General features: G+C 66.3%; 19 protein-coding genes and 1 tRNA gene. 10 read left to right on the top strand and 10 right to left on the bottom strand.

Annotation, left to right across the window (positions count from 1 at the left end; translation table 11 throughout):
- Positions 1–16 precede the first annotated feature (16 nt).
- On the top strand, positions 17–622 hold the full coding sequence (locus AFL01nite_RS02760) for a DUF305 domain-containing protein (RefSeq protein ID WP_087625517.1): 606 nt from the start codon (positions 17–19) through the stop codon (positions 620–622).
- Positions 623–648: 26 nt separating this feature from the next.
- Complete coding sequence (locus AFL01nite_RS15765; RefSeq protein WP_146825561.1) at positions 649–1,629, top strand: DUF3152 domain-containing protein; 981 nt, start codon at positions 649–651, stop codon at positions 1,627–1,629.
- Positions 1,630–1,710: 81 nt separating this feature from the next.
- On the opposite strand, the gene AFL01nite_RS02750 is transcribed toward AFL01nite_RS15765, so the two are convergent.
- Positions 1,711–1,944 carry a DUF2933 domain-containing protein gene (locus AFL01nite_RS02750; RefSeq protein WP_146825559.1) on the bottom strand — a complete coding sequence of 78 codons (234 nt, stop codon included), beginning with the start codon at positions 1,942–1,944 and terminating at the stop codon, positions 1,711–1,713.
- Between the two features lie 379 nt (positions 1,945–2,323).
- Here AFL01nite_RS02750 and AFL01nite_RS02745 point away from each other — a divergent pair, with 379 nt between their 5' ends.
- Together AFL01nite_RS02745 and AFL01nite_RS02740 are read left to right on the top strand one after the other, a co-directional pair.
- Positions 2,324–3,166 (top strand): F510_1955 family glycosylhydrolase, encoded by an 843-nt coding sequence (locus tag AFL01nite_RS02745; RefSeq protein WP_146825557.1) that lies wholly within the window; start codon positions 2,324–2,326, stop codon positions 3,164–3,166.
- A gap of 171 nt (positions 3,167–3,337) precedes the next feature.
- The gene (locus AFL01nite_RS02740; protein ID WP_146825556.1) at positions 3,338–3,742 is read left to right on the top strand and encodes a four-helix bundle copper-binding protein; all 405 of its coding nucleotides are present in this window, start codon (positions 3,338–3,340) and stop codon (positions 3,740–3,742) included.
- A gap of 13 nt (positions 3,743–3,755) precedes the next feature.
- Here AFL01nite_RS02740 and AFL01nite_RS02735 read toward each other — a convergent pair whose 3' ends face one another.
- The 6 genes from AFL01nite_RS02735 to AFL01nite_RS02710 form a co-directional block, all read right to left on the bottom strand.
- Complete coding sequence (locus AFL01nite_RS02735; RefSeq protein ID WP_146825554.1) at positions 3,756–6,200, bottom strand: heavy metal translocating P-type ATPase; 2,445 nt, start codon at positions 6,198–6,200, stop codon at positions 3,756–3,758.
- Complete coding sequence (locus AFL01nite_RS02730; protein ID WP_087625511.1) at positions 6,197–8,542, bottom strand: heavy metal translocating P-type ATPase; 2,346 nt, start codon at positions 8,540–8,542, stop codon at positions 6,197–6,199. Before AFL01nite_RS02730 ends, AFL01nite_RS02735 begins: the two co-directional genes overlap by 4 nt.
- Before the next feature lie 52 nt (positions 8,543–8,594).
- Positions 8,595–8,975, bottom strand: coding sequence for a heavy-metal-associated domain-containing protein (locus AFL01nite_RS15675; protein WP_281285718.1), 381 nt, complete (start codon positions 8,973–8,975; stop codon positions 8,595–8,597).
- Positions 8,976–9,001: 26 nt separating this feature from the next.
- On the bottom strand, positions 9,002–9,286 hold the full coding sequence (locus AFL01nite_RS02720; RefSeq protein ID WP_087625510.1) for a metal-sensitive transcriptional regulator: 285 nt from the start codon (positions 9,284–9,286) through the stop codon (positions 9,002–9,004).
- Between the two features lie 260 nt (positions 9,287–9,546).
- Positions 9,547–10,545, bottom strand: a complete 999-nt coding sequence (locus AFL01nite_RS02715; RefSeq protein WP_246119554.1) for a sensor histidine kinase — start codon at positions 10,543–10,545, stop codon at positions 9,547–9,549.
- Positions 10,546–10,667: 122 nt separating this feature from the next.
- Entirely contained in the window at positions 10,668–11,435 is a 768-nt protein-coding gene (locus AFL01nite_RS02710; RefSeq protein ID WP_425546780.1) for a response regulator, read from the bottom strand.
- Positions 11,436–11,636: 201 nt separating this feature from the next.
- Between AFL01nite_RS02710 and AFL01nite_RS02705 the strand changes: the two genes are divergently transcribed.
- The 5 genes from AFL01nite_RS02705 to AFL01nite_RS02685 all read left to right on the top strand — a co-directional run bounded on the left by AFL01nite_RS02705 (position 11,637) and on the right by AFL01nite_RS02685 (position 13,810).
- Positions 11,637–11,888, top strand: coding sequence for an SHOCT domain-containing protein (locus tag AFL01nite_RS02705; RefSeq protein WP_222593355.1), 252 nt, complete (start codon positions 11,637–11,639; stop codon positions 11,886–11,888).
- Positions 11,889–12,173: 285 nt separating this feature from the next.
- Complete coding sequence (locus AFL01nite_RS02700) at positions 12,174–12,473, top strand: hypothetical protein (protein ID WP_222593354.1); 300 nt, start codon at positions 12,174–12,176, stop codon at positions 12,471–12,473.
- A 178-nt stretch (positions 12,474–12,651) separates the two neighbouring features.
- The gene (locus AFL01nite_RS02695; protein WP_146825552.1) at positions 12,652–12,897 is read left to right on the top strand and encodes a YgaP family membrane protein; all 246 of its coding nucleotides are present in this window, start codon (positions 12,652–12,654) and stop codon (positions 12,895–12,897) included.
- Positions 12,894–13,199 (top strand): hypothetical protein, encoded by a 306-nt coding sequence (locus tag AFL01nite_RS02690; RefSeq protein WP_146825550.1) that lies wholly within the window; start codon positions 12,894–12,896, stop codon positions 13,197–13,199. The genes AFL01nite_RS02695 and AFL01nite_RS02690 overlap by 4 nt, the downstream gene beginning before the upstream one ends.
- 110 nt (positions 13,200–13,309) lie before the next feature.
- The gene (locus AFL01nite_RS02685; protein ID WP_146825548.1) at positions 13,310–13,810 is read left to right on the top strand and encodes an ArsR family transcriptional regulator; all 501 of its coding nucleotides are present in this window, start codon (positions 13,310–13,312) and stop codon (positions 13,808–13,810) included.
- Between the two features lie 955 nt (positions 13,811–14,765).
- Here AFL01nite_RS02685 and AFL01nite_RS02680 read toward each other — a convergent pair.
- The 3 genes from AFL01nite_RS02680 to AFL01nite_RS02670 form a co-directional block, all read right to left on the bottom strand.
- Positions 14,766–15,263 carry a hypothetical protein gene (locus AFL01nite_RS02680; protein WP_146825546.1) on the bottom strand — a complete coding sequence of 166 codons (498 nt, stop codon included), beginning with the start codon at positions 15,261–15,263 and terminating at the stop codon, positions 14,766–14,768.
- A gap of 13 nt (positions 15,264–15,276) precedes the next feature.
- Positions 15,277–15,459: a helix-turn-helix domain-containing protein gene (locus AFL01nite_RS02675; RefSeq protein ID WP_222593353.1), complete on the bottom strand. Its 183-nt coding sequence runs from the start codon at positions 15,457–15,459 to the stop codon at positions 15,277–15,279.
- A gap of 216 nt (positions 15,460–15,675) precedes the next feature.
- Positions 15,676–15,749, bottom strand: a tRNA-Pro gene (locus tag AFL01nite_RS02670).
- Positions 15,750–15,822: 73 nt separating this feature from the next.
- On the opposite strand from AFL01nite_RS02670, the gene AFL01nite_RS02665 reads away from it, so the two are divergent.
- Positions 15,823–16,788 (top strand): L-lactate dehydrogenase, encoded by a 966-nt coding sequence (locus AFL01nite_RS02665; protein WP_146825542.1) that lies wholly within the window; start codon positions 15,823–15,825, stop codon positions 16,786–16,788.
- The last annotated feature ends 72 nt before the right edge of the window (positions 16,789–16,860 follow it).

Genomic DNA, 16,860 nt, shown 5'->3' with positions numbered 1-16,860 from the left:
AGATGGAGAAAACCTGATGAAGAGGAAGCTGGCGGCTCTCACGCTGTTCGCGACGATCGGTCTCACCCTGGCCGCATGCAGCGACGATTCCGATGGCGGAAAGTCGAGCGACACGGGCTCCTCCTCCAGCCAGAGCGCCCCGTTCAATGACGCGGATGTCACGTTCGCCCAACAGATGATCCCTCACCACGAGCAGGCGATCGAGATGGCCAAGGTCGCCGAGACACGTGCCGGCAGCGACGAAGTCAAGTCCTTGGCTGCCGACATCGAAGCCGCGCAGGGTCCCGAGATCGAGACCCTTGAGGGCTGGCTCGAGAGCTGGGGTGAAGACGTGCCGTCCGGGGAGATGGACCACGGGGACATGAACCACGGGTCCAGTGACGAAGGCGGCATGGCCGGGATGATGGACGAGGAGGACATGAAGTCCCTCGAGGATGCATCTGGCGCTGAGTTCGACCGCATGTTCCTGCAGATGATGATCGAGCACCACGAGGGTGCGGTCGCCATGGCCGAGACGGAAGTCCAGGACGGCGAGAATGCCGACGCGATCGCGATGGCACAGAAGGTGATCAGCGACCAGCAGGCTGAAATCGACCTGATGAACAGTCTCCTCGGGTCCTGACGCAGCGTTTTCGCAGCATCTCCACCATGATTCCGACCTGCCGTCGGAATGGATGCTGCAGCCGACTGGCGTGCCGCTGGGTCACTTCCCCCCCCAGCCCGGCGGCACGCCGCCCTTCCAGATCGAGCGAGGTCGTGACAGGTTCCCGAAGAAGGAGTCGCAGTGGAGCCGCCAGCCCGGTGGCTCCGCGAGGACACCGGCGCCGTCAGCCCCAGCGCGCGCGAAGACCCAGGACCGCGTGGATAGGACTACCCGCGTCGGCCGCAGCCGTGGTTGCAACTGCTTTCCTCGTCCCTTATGTCGGCAACGGACAGAAGCAACTCCCCGATGACCCAGCTTCCAACGGTTCGGATGCTCGGTCAGAGTTGCCACGTGCCAGACCGTCGCCGCCGAAGGACCACGTCGAAAGCCGGGGCAGCCGTTCCGCCCGGCCACCCGCGCGGCGATCCACGGACACGGACAAGCCGGTCAGTGTCCCGGAGGCAGCGTCAGGCAGGTTCCAGATCGCACCTACCCCTTCTGCCCCGCGGAAATCCACGCCCACGACCATGACCTACCAAGTCGAAGTCGAGGAGGGCCTTTCGTTCGCGCCAGCGGGCTTCGCGCGAGCCGTGGACGCCACCCTCAGCGATCCCCGGGGGTGGGCGTCCCCTGGCCACGAATTCACTCGTGTGGCGAACGATGCCTCAGTGAGGATCATTCTCGCGTCGCCACAGACGGCGGATGACCTGTGCGCTCCCCTTGACACCGCCGGCCGCCTCTCGTGCCGCAATGGGGATCGGGTCGTGATCAACGCCTGGCGCTGGGTGAATGGCGCCCCGTCTTACGGGAAGGACATCGGTGCATATCGTCGGTACCTGATCAACCACGAGTTCGGCCATGCGCTCGGGCTCCCCCACGCCGCTTGCCCAGGCAACGGCGCGCCAGCTCCGGTCATGCTCCAACAGACCAAAACCCTCGATGGGTGTCGGGCCAATGCGTGGCCGGGCGGGGTCGATCGACCCTGAGGCACCCTTTTGGACGCTCGCGTTGTGCGCCCGGGTGAGATTGATGGCCTTAAGCGGTCAGAAACGACACTCCACGTGGCCTCAGTGTCCGCTGCGGGGCCCGCACCGCTGAAGGTCCTTCTCGACGGGCCGCGAGTCGTCGTCCTCGTCAGCCTCGCCATGCGTTTCAGGCATGAAAAGAAGCATCATCAACGGGCAAGCGAGCAGGAGGATGAGCACGAATCCCGACGGTGGCGCACCCATGGCGAACGCACCGACCAGCACGGCCGCACTTACGGCGACGAACCACACCAACTTGCCATTGAACCGGTTCATGTCGAACTCCACTCCCTGGGACGAACCACCCCAGCATCCGCTCCCCACTCCCGACTGGGGCGCTGATTCCGTGAAGGTTCGCTGAAGATCCCGCTTCGTGAATCAGCCGGGTGCTGCTGGGTCCTTGCTCGACAACACGCACAAGTGCGGCCACGGTGCCACGTTCGTTGTACGACGTCCCATTGCCCGGGAGTGAAAGGCCGAGCCGGTCACGCTGAAATCTTCAGGGAAGCTTCATTGCGCGGTGAACATTCCGACACATGTTTCGTGTTGGCTCTATAGGGATTTCAGCAAGCTAGCCGGAGATGACCTGTATGACGCCACGAGCCGGCCACGCCGGAGAGTTCACCGTTACCGTCCTCGACAGAAGGGCTGTCACGTGAGTAACACCCGCCGCGCCTGTGCGGCAGTTGTTGTATCCGCCGTAATCGTGTCCTCGCTCGCGGCCTGCGGCACGGCAGCACCAAAGATCGAGTCAACGTCGGGCGATGCCATGGGGCACGTTCACGGCATGGGAATCGACCCCGCCGACGGGACTCTCTTCGTGGCATCTCATCTGGGCCTGTTCACCGTGGAGGAAGGGTCGCCACCGCGGCGGGTCGGGGAAGCTTGGCACGATCTCATGGGATTCTCGGTGATCGGTCCCGGGCATTTCGTCGCGAGTGGTCACCCGGACCTGGCAAGCGACCTGCCCACGCATCTCGGTCTGATGGAGTCCATCGACGCGGGGAAGACGTGGCGGCAGGTGTCCCTAGCGGGAAAGGCAGACTTCCACGCACTCGATGGCACTGACTCTCGGCTGGCGGGCTACAACAGCGTTTCCGGACAGCTGCTTCTCACGAGCGACCGTACGAACTGGATCACGATCGATGAACGTCCGGTGATTGACGTCGCCACCGATCTCGACTCGACCGACCTCTTCGTGACGACCCCGTCCGGCGGATTGATTCGTTATCCCGCGAGCGATGGAGCTCGCGCGCGGACCGTCGTCGCACCGTCCTTGGCGTACATCGATGGGGGCCAGGACGGTCTCGTCGTGGGCATTGCAGCCACTGGACGTGTTCATGTGAGTCGGGACGGCGGTGAGAGCTGGAGAGCAGGAGGTGCGCTCCCGGACTCCCCGGAGGCACTCGAAGTGACGCCGGATCGCTGGTACGCAGCCGCGGGTGATGCCGTCTTCGAATCGACGACCTCAGGTGCCACGTGGAGTCGCCTCACTTAGCAGTCATGGCCCCTCCGATCGCGGCTGGCGGTCCAGGACACCTACATCCCCTGGGCAAGAAGCTCGTGAGCGAATGGTCCGCCTACCGGACGGGTACTGATCACGGGAGGGCGGTTCCCACCGGTCGTCAGATGCAGGTCACCCGCCACCACCATTTCGAGGAGGAGAACCATGGTTCACACGAAGATGCTGGATGCTTACCCGAAGGATCTGGGTCAGATCGACAAGCAGAAGTTGGCCGAGTGCATCGCAGCCTGCTTCGAATGCGCCCAAGCCTGCACGGCTTGTGCTGACGCGTGCCTGGCCGAGGACATGGTCGCCGAATTGACGACATGCATCCGCACCAATCTGGACTGCTCCGACATCTGCGTTGCGACAGGCAACATGCTATCGAGGCGCACTGGATACGACGCCGATGTGACCCGAGCGTTCTTGGAAGCCTGTGCCGCCGCGTGCGAGGCCTGTGGCGACGAGTGTGAGAGTCACGGCAGCATGCACGCGCACTGCCGCATCTGCGCCGAGGCCTGCCGCCGGTGCGAGGAAGCCTGTCGCGACCTCCTCGCCAGTCTGGGCTGAGGCACAAGTTCTCTCAGGACGCCCGCTGCATCTCCGAACGCTGGGTGGGATCGTTCTCGGGCTGCTGCCCGGGCAACCGCAGTCGCTTGAGCAGCAGCGCGTTGACTGCCACCAGCAAGCTGGAGCCGGACATCGACAAGGCGGCGACCTCGGGCCTCAGGACCAGGCCGAAGGACGGTTGGAAGACACCTGCCGCGATGGGTAGCGCGATCGCGTTGTATCCCACCGCCCAACCGAGATTCTGACGCATCTTGCGCAGTGTGCCTCGGCCAATCGTCAGCGCCACGGGGACGTCCAGCGGGTCCGACCTCATGAGAACGACGTCTGCGGCGTCGATCGCGACGTCGGTACCCGCGCCAACCGCGATGCCGACGTCTGCCTGCACGAGAGAAGGCGAGTCGTTGACTCCGTCACCGACCATCGCCACGGTGCGCCCCTGCGCCTGCAGTTGCTTGACCTGGTGTGCCTTGTCCTCGGGCAGGACGTCCGCGATGACGTCGTCGATTCCCAACTCCTCGGCGATCCGCTCGGCGGTCGCACGGTTGTCGCCGGTGAGCATGGCGACCCTGATGCCCGCCTCGTGAAGTGCGGAGATCGCGGCGGCGGACGTCTCGCGGACCGCGTCGGCGATCCCGATCACCGCGACGACCCGATCATCGACGGCAACGAACACCGCCGTGCGACCGCCGGCGGCGATCTCGTCGCGCTGCGCACCCAGGTCACCGATGGTGATCGCTTCGGATTCCATGAGGCGACGGTTGCCGATGGCGATCTGGTGGCCGTCGACCTCGGCGAGGGCGCCGATGCCCGTGACGTTGCGGAACGCGGTGGCGCGCAAGCGCGGCACATCGGTTGCATCGACGTGGCGCACGACGGCCTGAGCGAGAGGATGTTCGGACTCTCGTTCGAGTGCGCCCGCGAGCGCCAGGACCCGATCGCGATCGAAGTCGCCGACAATGACGTCCGTGACCTCGGGCTCCCCCTTGGTGAGGGTGCCGGTCTTGTCGAAGACGACGGTGTCGACGCGCGCGGAGCTCTCGATGGCGGTGGCGTTCTTGAACAGAATCCCGCGTTTCGCGCCGAGGCCGGAGCCGACCATGATTGCTGTCGGCGTGGCGAGTCCAAGGGCGTCGGGGCAGGTGATCACGACCACGGTGATGGCGAACAGCAGCGCAGTCTGCACGCTTGCGCCGGCAGCGAGCCAAACCAGGAAGGTGCCGACTCCACCGACCAGTGCGACCAGAACGAGCCAGAATGCGGCCCTGTCCGCGAGTCGCTGTCCCGGCGCTTTGGAGTTCTGCGCCTGTTGCACCAGCGCGACGATCTGTGCCAGAGCGGTGTCAGCGCCCACCTTGGTGGCGCGCACCCGGATGGTGCCGCTGGCGTTGATGGTGGCGCCGATGACCCGATCGCCGGGCCCCTTGTGCACCGGGAGGCTCTCGCCGGTGACCATGGACTCGTCGACCTCCGACTCGCCCTCTTCGACGGTGCCGTCAGTGGCGATCTTCGCCCCCGGCCGGATCAGGAGAAGGTCATCGACCTCGACCTCGGAGGTGGGAACTTCGACCGGTTCGCCTTCGCGGAGAACGACCGCCAACGGCGGAGCCAGATCAAGCAACGTACGGATCGCGTCGTTGGCGCCGCCTCGTGCCCGCATCTCGAACCAGTGGCCGAGCAACACGAACACGGTGAGCATGACAACGGCCTCGTAGAAGACCTCACCGCCCCCGGTGACGGTGACTCCGAGGGAGTACAGCCAGCCGGCTCCGACGGCCACGGCCACCAGCACCATCATGTCCAGGGTCTTGGCCCGGAGCGCTCGCCAGGCACCGTCGAAGAAGATCCAGGCCGAGTAGAAGATCACCGGCAGGGACAGGATCAAGGCGAAGATGTCATCGCGCATCCCGAATGGAGCGGCCGCGTCGAAGCCGAGCATGTCCCGCCCCATCGGCGAATACAGCGTGATGGGTACCGCGAGCAGCAGGGCGACCAGGAATCGGTTGCGCATGTCGCGAACCATGTCAGCCATCGACATCGTCGCGTGACCGCCGTGGCCCATCGCATCATGCGGTGACGAGATCGGCGAAGCCGCGCCTGCGTGGCTGGTGCCCGCGTCGTGACCGTCGTGCTGGAGCTCGTGCTCGTCACGGCCAGGTTCGAGCATCGGATCGCACACATGATTGGGAACCGACTGTCCCGCGCAGTGGAAGCCGCATTCGCGCACCCAGTCCCGCAGATCGCTCACGCTGGTGCGCTTCGGGTCATAGGTGACGGTGGCCGTCTGGGCGACCGGGTTGGCATCGACGGAGAGCACCCCGGGCCGGCGCGACAGCATCGCTTCGGCGACGTTCTTGCTGGACGCCCACTGGACCCCAGAGACCTCGATGATGGCGGTGGTACCCCCGTCACGCTGCGCGTGATGGTCGCGGTGGCCGCTCGTGTGCTGGTGCGTCGTCATCGTCCTGCCTCCACATGGGAAAGGTTGGTCTTGCTTGAGTCAAGGCGAGCGTGCGACGTCTCGGCTGTCTGCGTCGAGACGGGCTGGAAGCGCCGCAGTCGCAAACTGTTCGACACGACGAACACCGAGGAGAACGCCATGGCAGCGCCGGCGATCAGCGGGTTGAGCAGACCGAGCGCGGCCAGGGGCAGCGCCGCAACGTTGTAGGCGAAGGCCCAGAACAGGTTGCTCTTGATGGTCCGCAGCGTGCGCCGAGAGAGCCGGATCGCGTCCACGGCGGCGCGCAGGTCGCCGCGAACGAGAGTGAGGTCGGAAGCCTCGATGGCGGCGTCGGTGCCGGTGCCCATGGCGATGCCCAGGTTGGAGGTGGCCAGTGCCGCGGCGTCGTTGACGCCGTCTCCCACCATGGCGACCGTGCGGCCCTCGCGCTGCAAACGCTCGACAGTGGCGACCTTCTCAGCGGGGAGGACCTCGGCGATCACCTGCTCGATGCCCACCTCGGCGGCGACGGCACGGGCAGCGCGTTCGTTGTCACCGGTGAGCAGAATCGGCTCGAGTCCCAGCTCCTTGAGCTCGGCCACGGCCTGCGCACTCGTGGGCTTGATCGCGTCGGAGACCACGACGACCCCGCGGGCCGCTCCGTCCCAGCCAGCGGCGATCACGGTCCGGCCTTGCTGTTCCGCGGCCTCGACCACTCCCGCCAGGCTCGCGTCGAGGGGTTGGTTCCACTCTCGGGCCAGCCAGCCGGGGCGGCCGGCCACGACCGCGTGGCCGTCGACCACCCCGGCGACGCCGAGGCCTTGGGTCGAGGAGAATCCCTCGACATCGGGCAGCTGCGACTCGAGTCGTTGGCTGGCCCCGGTGGCAATGGCCTGACCGATGGGGTGTTCCGAGGCGTTCTCGAGGGCACCGACCAGCCGGAGCAGATCGGCACTGTTCACACCATCGGCGGGGACCACATCGACCAGTTCCATCCTTCCGGTGGTCACGGTGCCGGTCTTGTCCAGGACGATCGTGTCGACCACCCGAGTGGACTCGAGCACCTCCGGGCCCTTGATGAGCACGCCGAGTTGGGCACCGCGGCCGGTCCCGACGAGCAGTGCGGTGGGGGTCGCGAGACCGAGGGCGCAGGGGCAGGCGATGATCAGCACCGCCACCGCGGCGGTGAATGCGGCGGTGACGCTGTGACCAGTCAGCAGCCAAGCGGTGAGCGTGACCAAGGAGAGCACGAGCACGATGGGCACGAATACGGCTGAGACACGGTCGGCGAGTCGCTGGACCTGCGCCTTGCCGTTCTGGGCGTCCTCGACCAGCCGTGCCATCTGGGCGAGTTGGGTGTCGGCTCCGACGCGGGCGGCCCGGACCACCAGACGTCCGCCGGCGTTCACCGTGGCGCCCACGACGACATCACCGGGCCCGACCTCGACGGGGACCGACTCGCCCGTGAGCATGGACGCGTCGATTGCCGATGTACCGTCCTCGACGACGCCATCGGTGGCGACCTTCTCGCCCGGGCGCACCAGGAACCGGTCGCCGACCTCAAGTTGGCCCACCGGCACGCGCACCTCCGTGCCGCCGCGCAGGACGGCAACGTCCTTGGCGCCCATGTCGAGCAGGGCGCGTAAAGCCGCTCCAGACTGGCGCTTGGCTCGAGCCTCGAAGTAGCGGCCCGCAATGATGAAGGTGGTCACCGCCGCCGCGACCTCCAGGTAGATGTGGACGTCAGCTTCACCATCCGGGAAGAGGTCGAACGGCATCCGCATGCCAGTCATCCCGGCGTGGGTGAACAGCAGCGCCCACAACGACCAGAGCCACGCGGCGGTGACTCCGACGGAAATGAGGGTGTCCATGGTCGCCGCGCCGTGGCGCGCGTTGGTCACCGCGGCACGGTGGAACGGGGCCGCCCCCCAGACGACCACGGGTGAGGCCAGCGTCAGTGAGATCCACTGCCAGTTGTCGAACTGCAACGCCGGAATCATCGACATCGCCAGGACCGGGACGGAGAGCACGGTTGAGACGATCAGGCGCTGTCGCCAGCTCGCGGCCTCCAGATCCCGGTGGTCCGTCTGCGCGTCGGTCGAAGGGTCGTCACCGCTGGCCGCCTGAGTGGGCACGGTCGCGGTGTACCCGGTGGCCTCCACCACGCTGACAAGATCGGCAGGGGTGAGCGTCGTCGGATAACTGACCTTGGCCTTTTCGGTGGCGTAGTTGACCGTGGCCGACACACCCTCGACCTTGTTCAGCTTCTTTTCGATCCGCGCGGCGCAGGAGGCACAGGTCATCCCGCCGATGGCGAGCTCGACGTCGTGCAGCGCGTCGACCGTAGGGGTTGGTTGTGCCATGACTGTGTCTCCTGCCTGGATTGAATCGGGATGCGCGTGAGGGTTTCGGTCCTCAGGCGAGTTGGTAGTCGCCGGCCTCGTCGAGGGCGGCGGCGACCTGGGTCTGGTCGAGTGGCTCGGCGCTCGCGACGGTGACTGTCGAGGTACCGCCGGCGACGAGGTCGACGCTGACGTCGGAGACCCCGTCGAGGCTCTTGAGTTCGCCGGTGACGGCGCTGGCGCAGTGGCCGCAGGTCATTCCGGTGACGGCGTAGGTGTTGGTGGTCATGTCGCTCTCCTTCGTCGCGGCGATGGTGATCGCCTCAGTGGTGGTGTCGGTCGAACTTTCGGACTGGGTGTTGGATCCGCAGCCGCATCCCCCGCAGCCGCACCCGCCGTCGCCGGCGGAGGAGTCGAGCAGTTGAAGATTGCGGCTGTCGTCTGACACGGACATGGGTGCTCCTTCGTTTGATGGATCGATCATGAGCGGACGAGTCGCCGGATCGCTGCGGAGGCCTCGTTGAGCTTCTGCTGGGCCTCGGCAGGGTCGGTGGGGTGCGTCAGGCAGTGTTCGAGATGCTGGTCGAGTAACAGCAGCGCGACCCCTTCGAGAGCCTTCGTGGCCGCCGACAACTGGGTGAGGATGTCGATGCAGTACTGCTCCTCGTCCACCAGCCGCTGCAGGCCACGCACCTGACCCTCAACGCGACGGAGCCTGGCGAGGACAGCCTGCTTCTCGGTGATGTATCCCGGTTCAACGGCCATCGCGAAACTCCTTCGGAAGATACCCCTTGGGGGTATCGGTCTTCGTGACTGACCATACCCCCACCGGGCAATGAAAAGCACGGCCGCGAAGAGAACTTCGTCGAACCTTCATGTTCGCCGCTTCCTGCCCTGTCAGACGCTGATGTCGTTCACCGAGTCGGTGTTGAACACGGCCATGATGGCCAGGGCAGTAGGTGAAAGGCCGCGAGGTTCTGTGATGTTTCGCTGAAGATCCGGGCCGTTCAGTCCGGGCGGACGAGTTACTTGAAGCAGGGAAAGCGCAACGTGAACGTCGTGCCGCTCCCGGGCCCGGCACTGGTCACCGAGATGCCACCGCCTTGTGCCTCCACGAGCGCCTTGGCGATCGCCAGACCGATGCCAGAGCCACCGTGGCCGCGGTCGCGGGCGCTGTCGGCGCGGTAGAACCGGTCGAACAGGTGCGGCAGGTGCTCTGCCGCCACCCCCTGGCCCGTGTCGCTGACGCGGTACTGGACCCAGTCATCGATGCGGCGACAGTCCAAGGTGACGGTCCCGCCCGTCGGAGTGTGGCGCAGAGCGTTGTCGAGCAGGTTGCCGAGCACCTGTCCGAATCTGTCGGAGTCAAGGCGGACCTGGCCGGCGTCGGCGAGTTCGCTGAGCAGGCGAACCCCCTTGGTGGCGTACCGGTCACGTGCGGCCTCGATGGCCGCCGCAGCAGCATCCGCTGCCGGCACGGGTCGCAGCGTGACGTCGAGCCCTTCCTCCGCTCGCGACACGGCGGTCATGTCCTCGGCCAAGCGCCGCAGTCGGCCTGTCGAGCCCCGGATGACGCCCAGGGTGTCGTCATCGAGGTACCGGATGCCGTCCTCGACGGCCTCGAGATGGGCGTCGATCGTGGCCAGGGGGGTCCGCATCTCGTGTGCCAGGTCGGCCAGCATGCTCCGGCGGGTCGACTCCGTCGCTTCGAGTCTCTCGGCGAGGCGGTTGTAGGTCAGTGCGAGCGAGGCGAACTCTTCACCCAGTCCCGGGTCGGGCACCCGGGCGCCGTACCGGCCGGCAGCGACCTGTGCCGCCGCCGCCGCGACGTCGCTGATCGAACGCTGAACCCGGCGGCTGAAGTACCAGGAGACGGCCAGCGCTGCGAGCACCGAGGCGATCAGCGCGAGAGAGATGGACAGAACCAGCGCGGAGGCGAAGGCCTCCTCCACATGGCGAATCTGTTCGGCGGTGTGTTCGTCACCGGCCTGTTGCAGGTGGTCGCTGAAGATGCCGGGGCCCACGACGGAAGCCACGAGCCACGTGGTCAGGGCCCCGGCCACGAGGACCAGGGCTTGGGCCACCAGGAGCCGAGCGGCGAACCGAGAGCGGACACGGGTCGTGTCCGCGCGAGCTCGGCGGTCGGTCACTGGCCGGTGCCCATCCGGTAGCCGACTCCACGGACGGTGCGGATGAATCGGGCCTGGCTGGCGTCGTCGTTGAGTTTGCGCCGCAAGTGCCCGACGTGGACGTCGACCAGATGTTCATCGCCGACCCAGGTGGGACCCCAGACGGTGTCGATGAGCTGCCGGCGGCTGAATGCCATCTGCGGGTGGTCGGAGAGAGCGGCCAGAAGGTCGAACTCGGTGCGCGTCAACGACACCGGTTCCCCCTCGAGCCAGACGTCCCGCCCCAGCGGATCGACGACCAACGCACCGAAGGTCCGGGCCCCCTCCACCTGGTCGTCTGCCCCATCCGGCTTCCGAGGTCGGCGCAGCAGTGCCTGGATCCGGGCCATCAGGATCCGAGGGCTGAAAGGCTTGGTCATGTAGTCGTCTGCCCCCACCGAGAGGCCGATCAAGGTGTCGACCTCCTCGCTGCGCGCTGTCAGCATCACCACATAGGCATCGGAGAATGTGCGCAATTGCCGACAGACCTCCACACCGTCCAGACTCGGCAGACCCAAGTCCAGCACCACCACATCCGGATCGACGGTTCGAGCGACTTCCAATGCCTCCATACCGTCGTGGACCACAGCCACCTCCAGGCCTTCGCGTTCGAGGTAGCTGCCGATGACCCCCGCAAGGTGCGTCTCGTCCTCGACGACCATCGCCCGCAGGCCCGTCGGGGGACGAACACCCGCGGCACCTCCCGCCGGTGAGCCGGCCGTTCCGTTGATCACGTCCTCGCCCATACCCGACATGATGGCAGTCCATCTGCCCTACCAGCCCAGATCAGCACCGCGGGCGGCCCATCCTTCAGCGAACCTTCACACGAAGACCACTATGTCGCCCTGGTGCCGGGTCGATCATTGAAAGTACGAGGCCCGACGGAGGAGCTGAGCACGATGATGGGTTGGTATCACGACGGCACGGGATGGGTCGGTTGGATCCTCATGACCCTGGCCATGGTCGCGTTCTGGGCGTTGGTGGTCGTTGCAGTGATCGCGATCTTCCGCGGCACTCAGAGCACTGATGCATCCCCTTCTGATCGCAGGGACCCGATGCAGATCCTTAACGAGCGGTTCGCCCGCGGCGAGATCAACGAGGACGAGTACCACGCCCGCAGCACCGTGCTGCGCACCTCACAGCGGCAGGAGAACCAACCACCGTCTTGTCGCCGCAACGAGATCGACGGCGTGCCATGAGGACCCAGGTCCGATCGTGGTCATCGTGCCCGATGGCGGGCCTTGGAAGTGAACTTCGAAGCCACAACCCGAGCCAGGGGACGACCCACCATGCCACGACATTCACCACGCCGAGACCGGCATGATGACCACGCTGTCCCACCGGACGGGCGGCTGACGATGCCCGCACACCACGTCCCGGATCGTGAGCTCAACTTGGCGGAACTCGCTCGTCCTGAATCTGACAAGCACGTGGGCGTCTTCGGGACTGCATGGGACGCACTGACCGCGCTTGTCGGCGCCATCATGGGCCTGCTCCCCCACCTGCTGCACCACGTCGGCCTTCTCGGCGGAGCAGTACTGGTGACCGGCGCGACCGGCAACGTGCTGTTCGCCGTCGTCGGACTGGTCTTCTCCATACCGCTACTGCGACGTCTTCATCGACGATTCGACTCGTGGAAGGCGCCCGCCCTCGCGTTGGGTGTGTTCGCGCTGATGTTCTCCCTCTCGGCCTTCGTCATCGGTCCCGCCATCAGCAACGGCGACCAGGAACGGGTTCCTGTGCGGACCGTTGATCCGGACGAGCACGAGGGTCACCACGGCTGACGACCCGCGCCATGACGCCGGCTGCTGCGTGTCCCGGAAACCCAACGGTCGACATGGCACCCCCCACCGAGCGCTTCTTCAACGAACCTTCACGAGACAACGCCGGTCACCTTCACCGCGCGGCGAGAACATCGAATTGGACCGGATATCGGCGGTCGACCAAGAGTTGGAGGAGATCATGAGTAAGCGGTGGAGCATCAACATCACCCCTGCCGAACGCGTCGCTCGAGTGGTCGTCGGAGCGCTCGGCACCGTTACCGGAATCGTGCTGCTGGCTGGCGCCTCATCCACCTGGGCTGTCGTCCTCGAACTGCTGTTGCTGGCGGCAGGCCTCGACCTCATCGTCACCGGAGCGCTCGGACACTGCCCGCTGTACGCCAAACTCGGGCACATGCCCGCCTCCTTGAAAGGAAAGACATCATGAGTACGCCACACGGCATGGATCACGGTGCGCACAGCGATGGGCACGCGGGGCACCATCCGGGGGAGTCCTCGCCGAGTTCCGAAAACCACCATGGCGGGCACGAGTCCGACAGCGTCGGCCACGGGACACATCGCGGTCACGGTTTGATGATGATCATCTGCTGCGTTCCTATGTTGCTCATCGCCGGCCTGCTGTTCCTGACCGGTGTTGCGGGTACCAACCTGGTCGTTGCCGCGCTCCTGTGCACCGCGATGATGGCGGCCATGATGTTCGCCATGCCCGGGGGGCACGACCACAGGTGACACGGACCTCCAGACCGCACGTGAGGGACGTCAGCCGAGCTGAGCCGCAGCACAACCTCGGGACCGGTCACCACTGCCGGGCGTAGGCCAACGCGGCTCCCCGTCCATACTTGGATTTGGCTACCCTCGCCGGGCAAGACGCGGACTGCTGCATCCCGCTCACAGCGGCACCAATAGCTCACGAGGACGCGGCGAGTTCGCGCGCAAGTTCAAGGCGCTCGCCGATCCCGCGAGTCCGGCTGCTCACGCTCTGCGACATCACCGAGCCCGTCGGACTGAGCCAGCCCACGGTCTCGCACCACCTCAAGATCCTCGTCGAGGCCGGACTCCTCGCCCGCGAACAGCGGGGCACCCTGGGCCTTCTACTCCAACGCCCCCCGTTTCTCCGGGCTCCTCGCCGAGGTGCTGCACGACCCCACCGCACGCGACACGGAAGCCCTCACCACCTCCTGAACGGGGCCGCACGACCACGGCCCGAATCGCGCCGACTTCGTTGCCACAGGCCCGCCTTGCTGCGACTCCATCGCCGCAGTAGATCTATCCCCACCAATCGCGACCGCGCTCAGGCGATCTACGCACCACTTCTGGGGGACCGTCGGCCCAGGGGCTAAGACGCCAGACCGCCAGGAATCCGACGAGGGCTGGCGGGGACCGAACTCAGGCGTGGCGGGCTCGAAGCCGAGCGTCTGGACCGCTCCGGTGCAGGAAATGACGGCCCGACATTCCCAGGAGGATCGGCATTGCGACGAGGACCTCTCCGACATTTCCGATGGTCGGCACGCGAGACGATCAGGGGCACTCGCCGCATTCCGAATATCGCGACCCAGACGAACTTCTGCGAGTTCCAGAAGAAGAGGATGACCAACAGGTTCACCCAGCCAGGTCCGCTGGACTCAACGATCACGGCACAAAAACTCGACGCGTGGAAGTACCCGATTGCGAGCATGAGCCCGATGGGAATGGCCCAAGTGCTGCCGTGCGGCGAGCGAAGCCAGGCAACGGCGATGTTGATGGGCGCGACGTGCCGCAGGTACCGGTGAATGGCGGCGCTTGTCCGGAGCGACAAAGTGATCATGAGTCAACTCGTTCGGTGTGGGTGACTCAACTTTCCGGCCCCCACCGACGATGCGCGTCTGCAGGACGTCGATCTGCGGATAAGTCGGGAGGGCCGACCCTGCGGCTCTTAGCGGGACCTCTCGCGGACTGCGATTCGTGGATCTACGACTGGCGAAAGGTCGCAGGCTTCGTCGGAGATGGTGCGTGCGCGCCTGATCGCCTGCGCGGCTCGGGCGTGGTCAAGTCGCTGGGCGTCGGAGCGAGCGTCGCCCAGAACGGCACTCGAGTCGACGGCATATCGGTCTCGATAGGCGACCACGGTGCGAAGTTCCTGGAGCCATCGTTCGAGCCGCCGGCCCCCGGCCGGGGGTGTACCGAGGCGCTTGAGCCAGGCTTCCTGTTGCGCGAGCGCCGCTTCGGCGAGTGCCGATACGCGTGACTCGATGAGGTGTTGCCGTTGGATCAGGGCGTTGGCCATGTCGGGTGCCATCGCACCACTTGCCTGGGGTATCAGACCGGCGATGAGCCGTCTGGAGTCCTTTCGGCGGTGCCTGCTGGACTGAGCCTCGGCCCGGTGGATCCGGCTGATGAGCACGGCCCCGATGTCGTCGGCGTCGGCGAGTGTCCGCCGCGGGATGAGTCGTGGCAGCTCGCTCTCAAGGTCTGCTCGAACGCCGGAAGCACCAGAGTGCGCATGTCCCGCTCGTAGAGGGACTGGGTGTTCAGAGACAGGCGCCCTTCGTCCCTGATGTCGGCGAGCCACATGGCGGCGAGCCGGGCGAAGCTGGTGTCACCGGTGATGTCGTCGAACTCGCCGTGCATCCGGCGGGTTGCGATCCTGGCTTTCAGCGCACGGGCGGCGGCGCTGCGCGAGTCTCCGGTGGCCGTGATGCGCCGAACGGAGCCGTCCTCGTCACGGAAGCGCGTCTCCGCGCGGACCCGACCGGAGTCCGTGGCGGTAAAGGCGATCGATCCATAGGTGCCGATCGCCAGGCGTGGCTTGCTCACCGCTGCGCCCCCCTCAGCCCGGGGTGGGGTTGGCGCCGCCGCTCAACTCGCGCTGGTCGGCAAGCACGTCGCTGACGAAGTAGCGCAGTTGACGGCCGACGTGGATGGGACAGGGTCCGCGTCCGACGCGACGCCAGTCGTAGAGGGTGCGGATCGGTACGTCGAGGTAGGCCGAGAGCTCCTCGACGCTCATCATCGGTTCCAGTGCGGAAGGGGTGTGGGTGTCGTTCATGCCGAGTAGGTGTGCGCACTCGACCGCGCCACTCGGTCACGCACGGCGAAGAACCGAACGGGATGTGGAAGCAGCGGGGAGGGCGGTCCTGGCGTCCAATGTGGACACAAAGTGGACACTTGGCCATCTGTCGTCTCTTTCGGTACCGGGAATTCCGCTGGAATTCCCGGTACCTCACGGTCGGGCTGACAGGATTTGAACCTGCGACCCCCTGACCCCCAGTCAGGTGCGCTACCAAGCTGCGCTACAGCCCGTGACAACCTGCAAGAGTCTAGCGCAGGTCCTCCGGAAGTCGTCATCGGCCCATCCACACGCGAGGATGGGTCCATGTCCGTCATCGAGAACTCCAAGGTCGCCATCGTCGGAGCCGGCAGCGTCGGCACGGCGATCGCCTACGCGTCCCTGATCCGGCGCTCGGCGCGCACCATCGCGCTGTACGACGTCAACCGGGCCAAGGTCGACGCCGAGGTGCTCGATCTGCAGCACGGTGCGCTCTACACCGGCTCGAGTCAGATCATCGGCGGCGCTGACCCGTCGGTCGTCGCCGGCGCGCACCTGGTGATCATCACGGCCGGCGCGAAGCAGGATCCGGGCCAGACCCGCATCGACCTGGCGGGCACCAACGTCAAGATCCTCGAGCAGATGCTGCCCGTCCTCATGCAGCACGCACCCGATGCCGTCTACATGCTCGTCACCAACCCGTGTGACGTCCTGACCGTGGCGGCGCAGCAGATCACCGGCCTTCCTGAGGAACGCGTCATGGCGTCGGGTACGGTGCTCGACACCTCGCGCCTGCGGCAGTTGCTCGCCACGCGGGCCGGGGTGGCCCCGCACAGCGTGCACGCGGACATCATCGGGGAGCACGGCGACACCGAGTTCGCGCTGTGGTCGCAGGCGCGCATCGGTCCGGTGCCGATCCTGGACTGGGTGCCCTCGTCCACCGCTGCCGACCAGCGACCGTTCGCCCACCGCGAGCTGGACGAGATCACCGATCGTGTCCGCAACGCTGCCTACACCGTGATCGCGGGCAAAGGAGCCACGAACTACGCGATCGGCGTCTCGGCCACCCGGATCGTCGAGGCGGTCCTGACCGACGAGAACGCCGTCCTGCCGGTCAGCATCGTGCACCGCGGCCACCACGGCGTCGACGGCGTGGCGCTGTCGCTGCCCAGCATCGTGAACTCACGTGGCGTCGCCCGGGTGCTCGACGTGCGCATGTCCGCCCACGAGGAGCGGCAGTTGCACGCGTCCGCCGAAGCGCTGAGGAAGGTGCAGCAGGACCTCGGCATCTGAACCCGGGTCCCCGGGCCAGATGTGTAGCGCTGTCCACCCGGAATCGGCCCTCAAGGCCGGATTCGGGTGGAG

It is taken from the genome of Aeromicrobium flavum, from assembly GCF_007992115.1.
Classification (GTDB): Bacteria; Actinomycetota; Actinomycetes; order Propionibacteriales; family Nocardioidaceae; genus Aeromicrobium; species Aeromicrobium flavum.
Note: the sequence above shows the minus strand (reverse complement) of the source record. Positions and strands in the feature narration are given on the sequence as shown.

Coding starts and splice junctions, on each gene's coding strand:
- AFL01nite_RS02760 (WP_087625517.1), top strand. CDS start 17: ATGAAGAGGAAGCTGGCGGCTCTCACGCTGTTCGCGACGATCGGTCTC.
- AFL01nite_RS15765 (WP_146825561.1), top strand. CDS start 649: ATGATTCCGACCTGCCGTCGGAATGGATGCTGCAGCCGACTGGCGTGC.
- AFL01nite_RS02750 (WP_146825559.1), bottom strand. CDS start 1,944: ATGAACCGGTTCAATGGCAAGTTGGTGTGGTTCGTCGCCGTAAGTGCG.
- AFL01nite_RS02740 (WP_146825556.1), top strand. CDS start 3,338: ATGGTTCACACGAAGATGCTGGATGCTTACCCGAAGGATCTGGGTCAG.
- AFL01nite_RS02735 (WP_146825554.1), bottom strand. CDS start 6,200: ATGACGACGCACCAGCACACGAGCGGCCACCGCGACCATCACGCGCAG.
- AFL01nite_RS02730 (WP_087625511.1), bottom strand. CDS start 8,542: ATGGCACAACCAACCCCTACGGTCGACGCGCTGCACGACGTCGAGCTC.
- AFL01nite_RS15675 (WP_281285718.1), bottom strand. CDS start 8,975: ATGTCCGTGTCAGACGACAGCCGCAATCTTCAACTGCTCGACTCCTCC.
- AFL01nite_RS02720 (WP_087625510.1), bottom strand. CDS start 9,286: ATGGCCGTTGAACCGGGATACATCACCGAGAAGCAGGCTGTCCTCGCC.
- AFL01nite_RS02710 (WP_425546780.1), bottom strand. CDS start 11,435: ATGGGCGAGGACGTGATCAACGGAACGGCCGGCTCACCGGCGGGAGGT.
- AFL01nite_RS02705 (WP_222593355.1), top strand. CDS start 11,637: ATGACCCTGGCCATGGTCGCGTTCTGGGCGTTGGTGGTCGTTGCAGTG.
- AFL01nite_RS02700 (WP_222593354.1), top strand. CDS start 12,174: ATGGGCCTGCTCCCCCACCTGCTGCACCACGTCGGCCTTCTCGGCGGA.
- AFL01nite_RS02695 (WP_146825552.1), top strand. CDS start 12,652: ATGAGTAAGCGGTGGAGCATCAACATCACCCCTGCCGAACGCGTCGCT.
- AFL01nite_RS02690 (WP_146825550.1), top strand. CDS start 12,894: ATGAGTACGCCACACGGCATGGATCACGGTGCGCACAGCGATGGGCAC.
- AFL01nite_RS02675 (WP_222593353.1), bottom strand. CDS start 15,459: ATGATGAGCGTCGAGGAGCTCTCGGCCTACCTCGACGTACCGATCCGC.
- AFL01nite_RS02665 (WP_146825542.1), top strand. CDS start 15,823: ATGTCCGTCATCGAGAACTCCAAGGTCGCCATCGTCGGAGCCGGCAGC.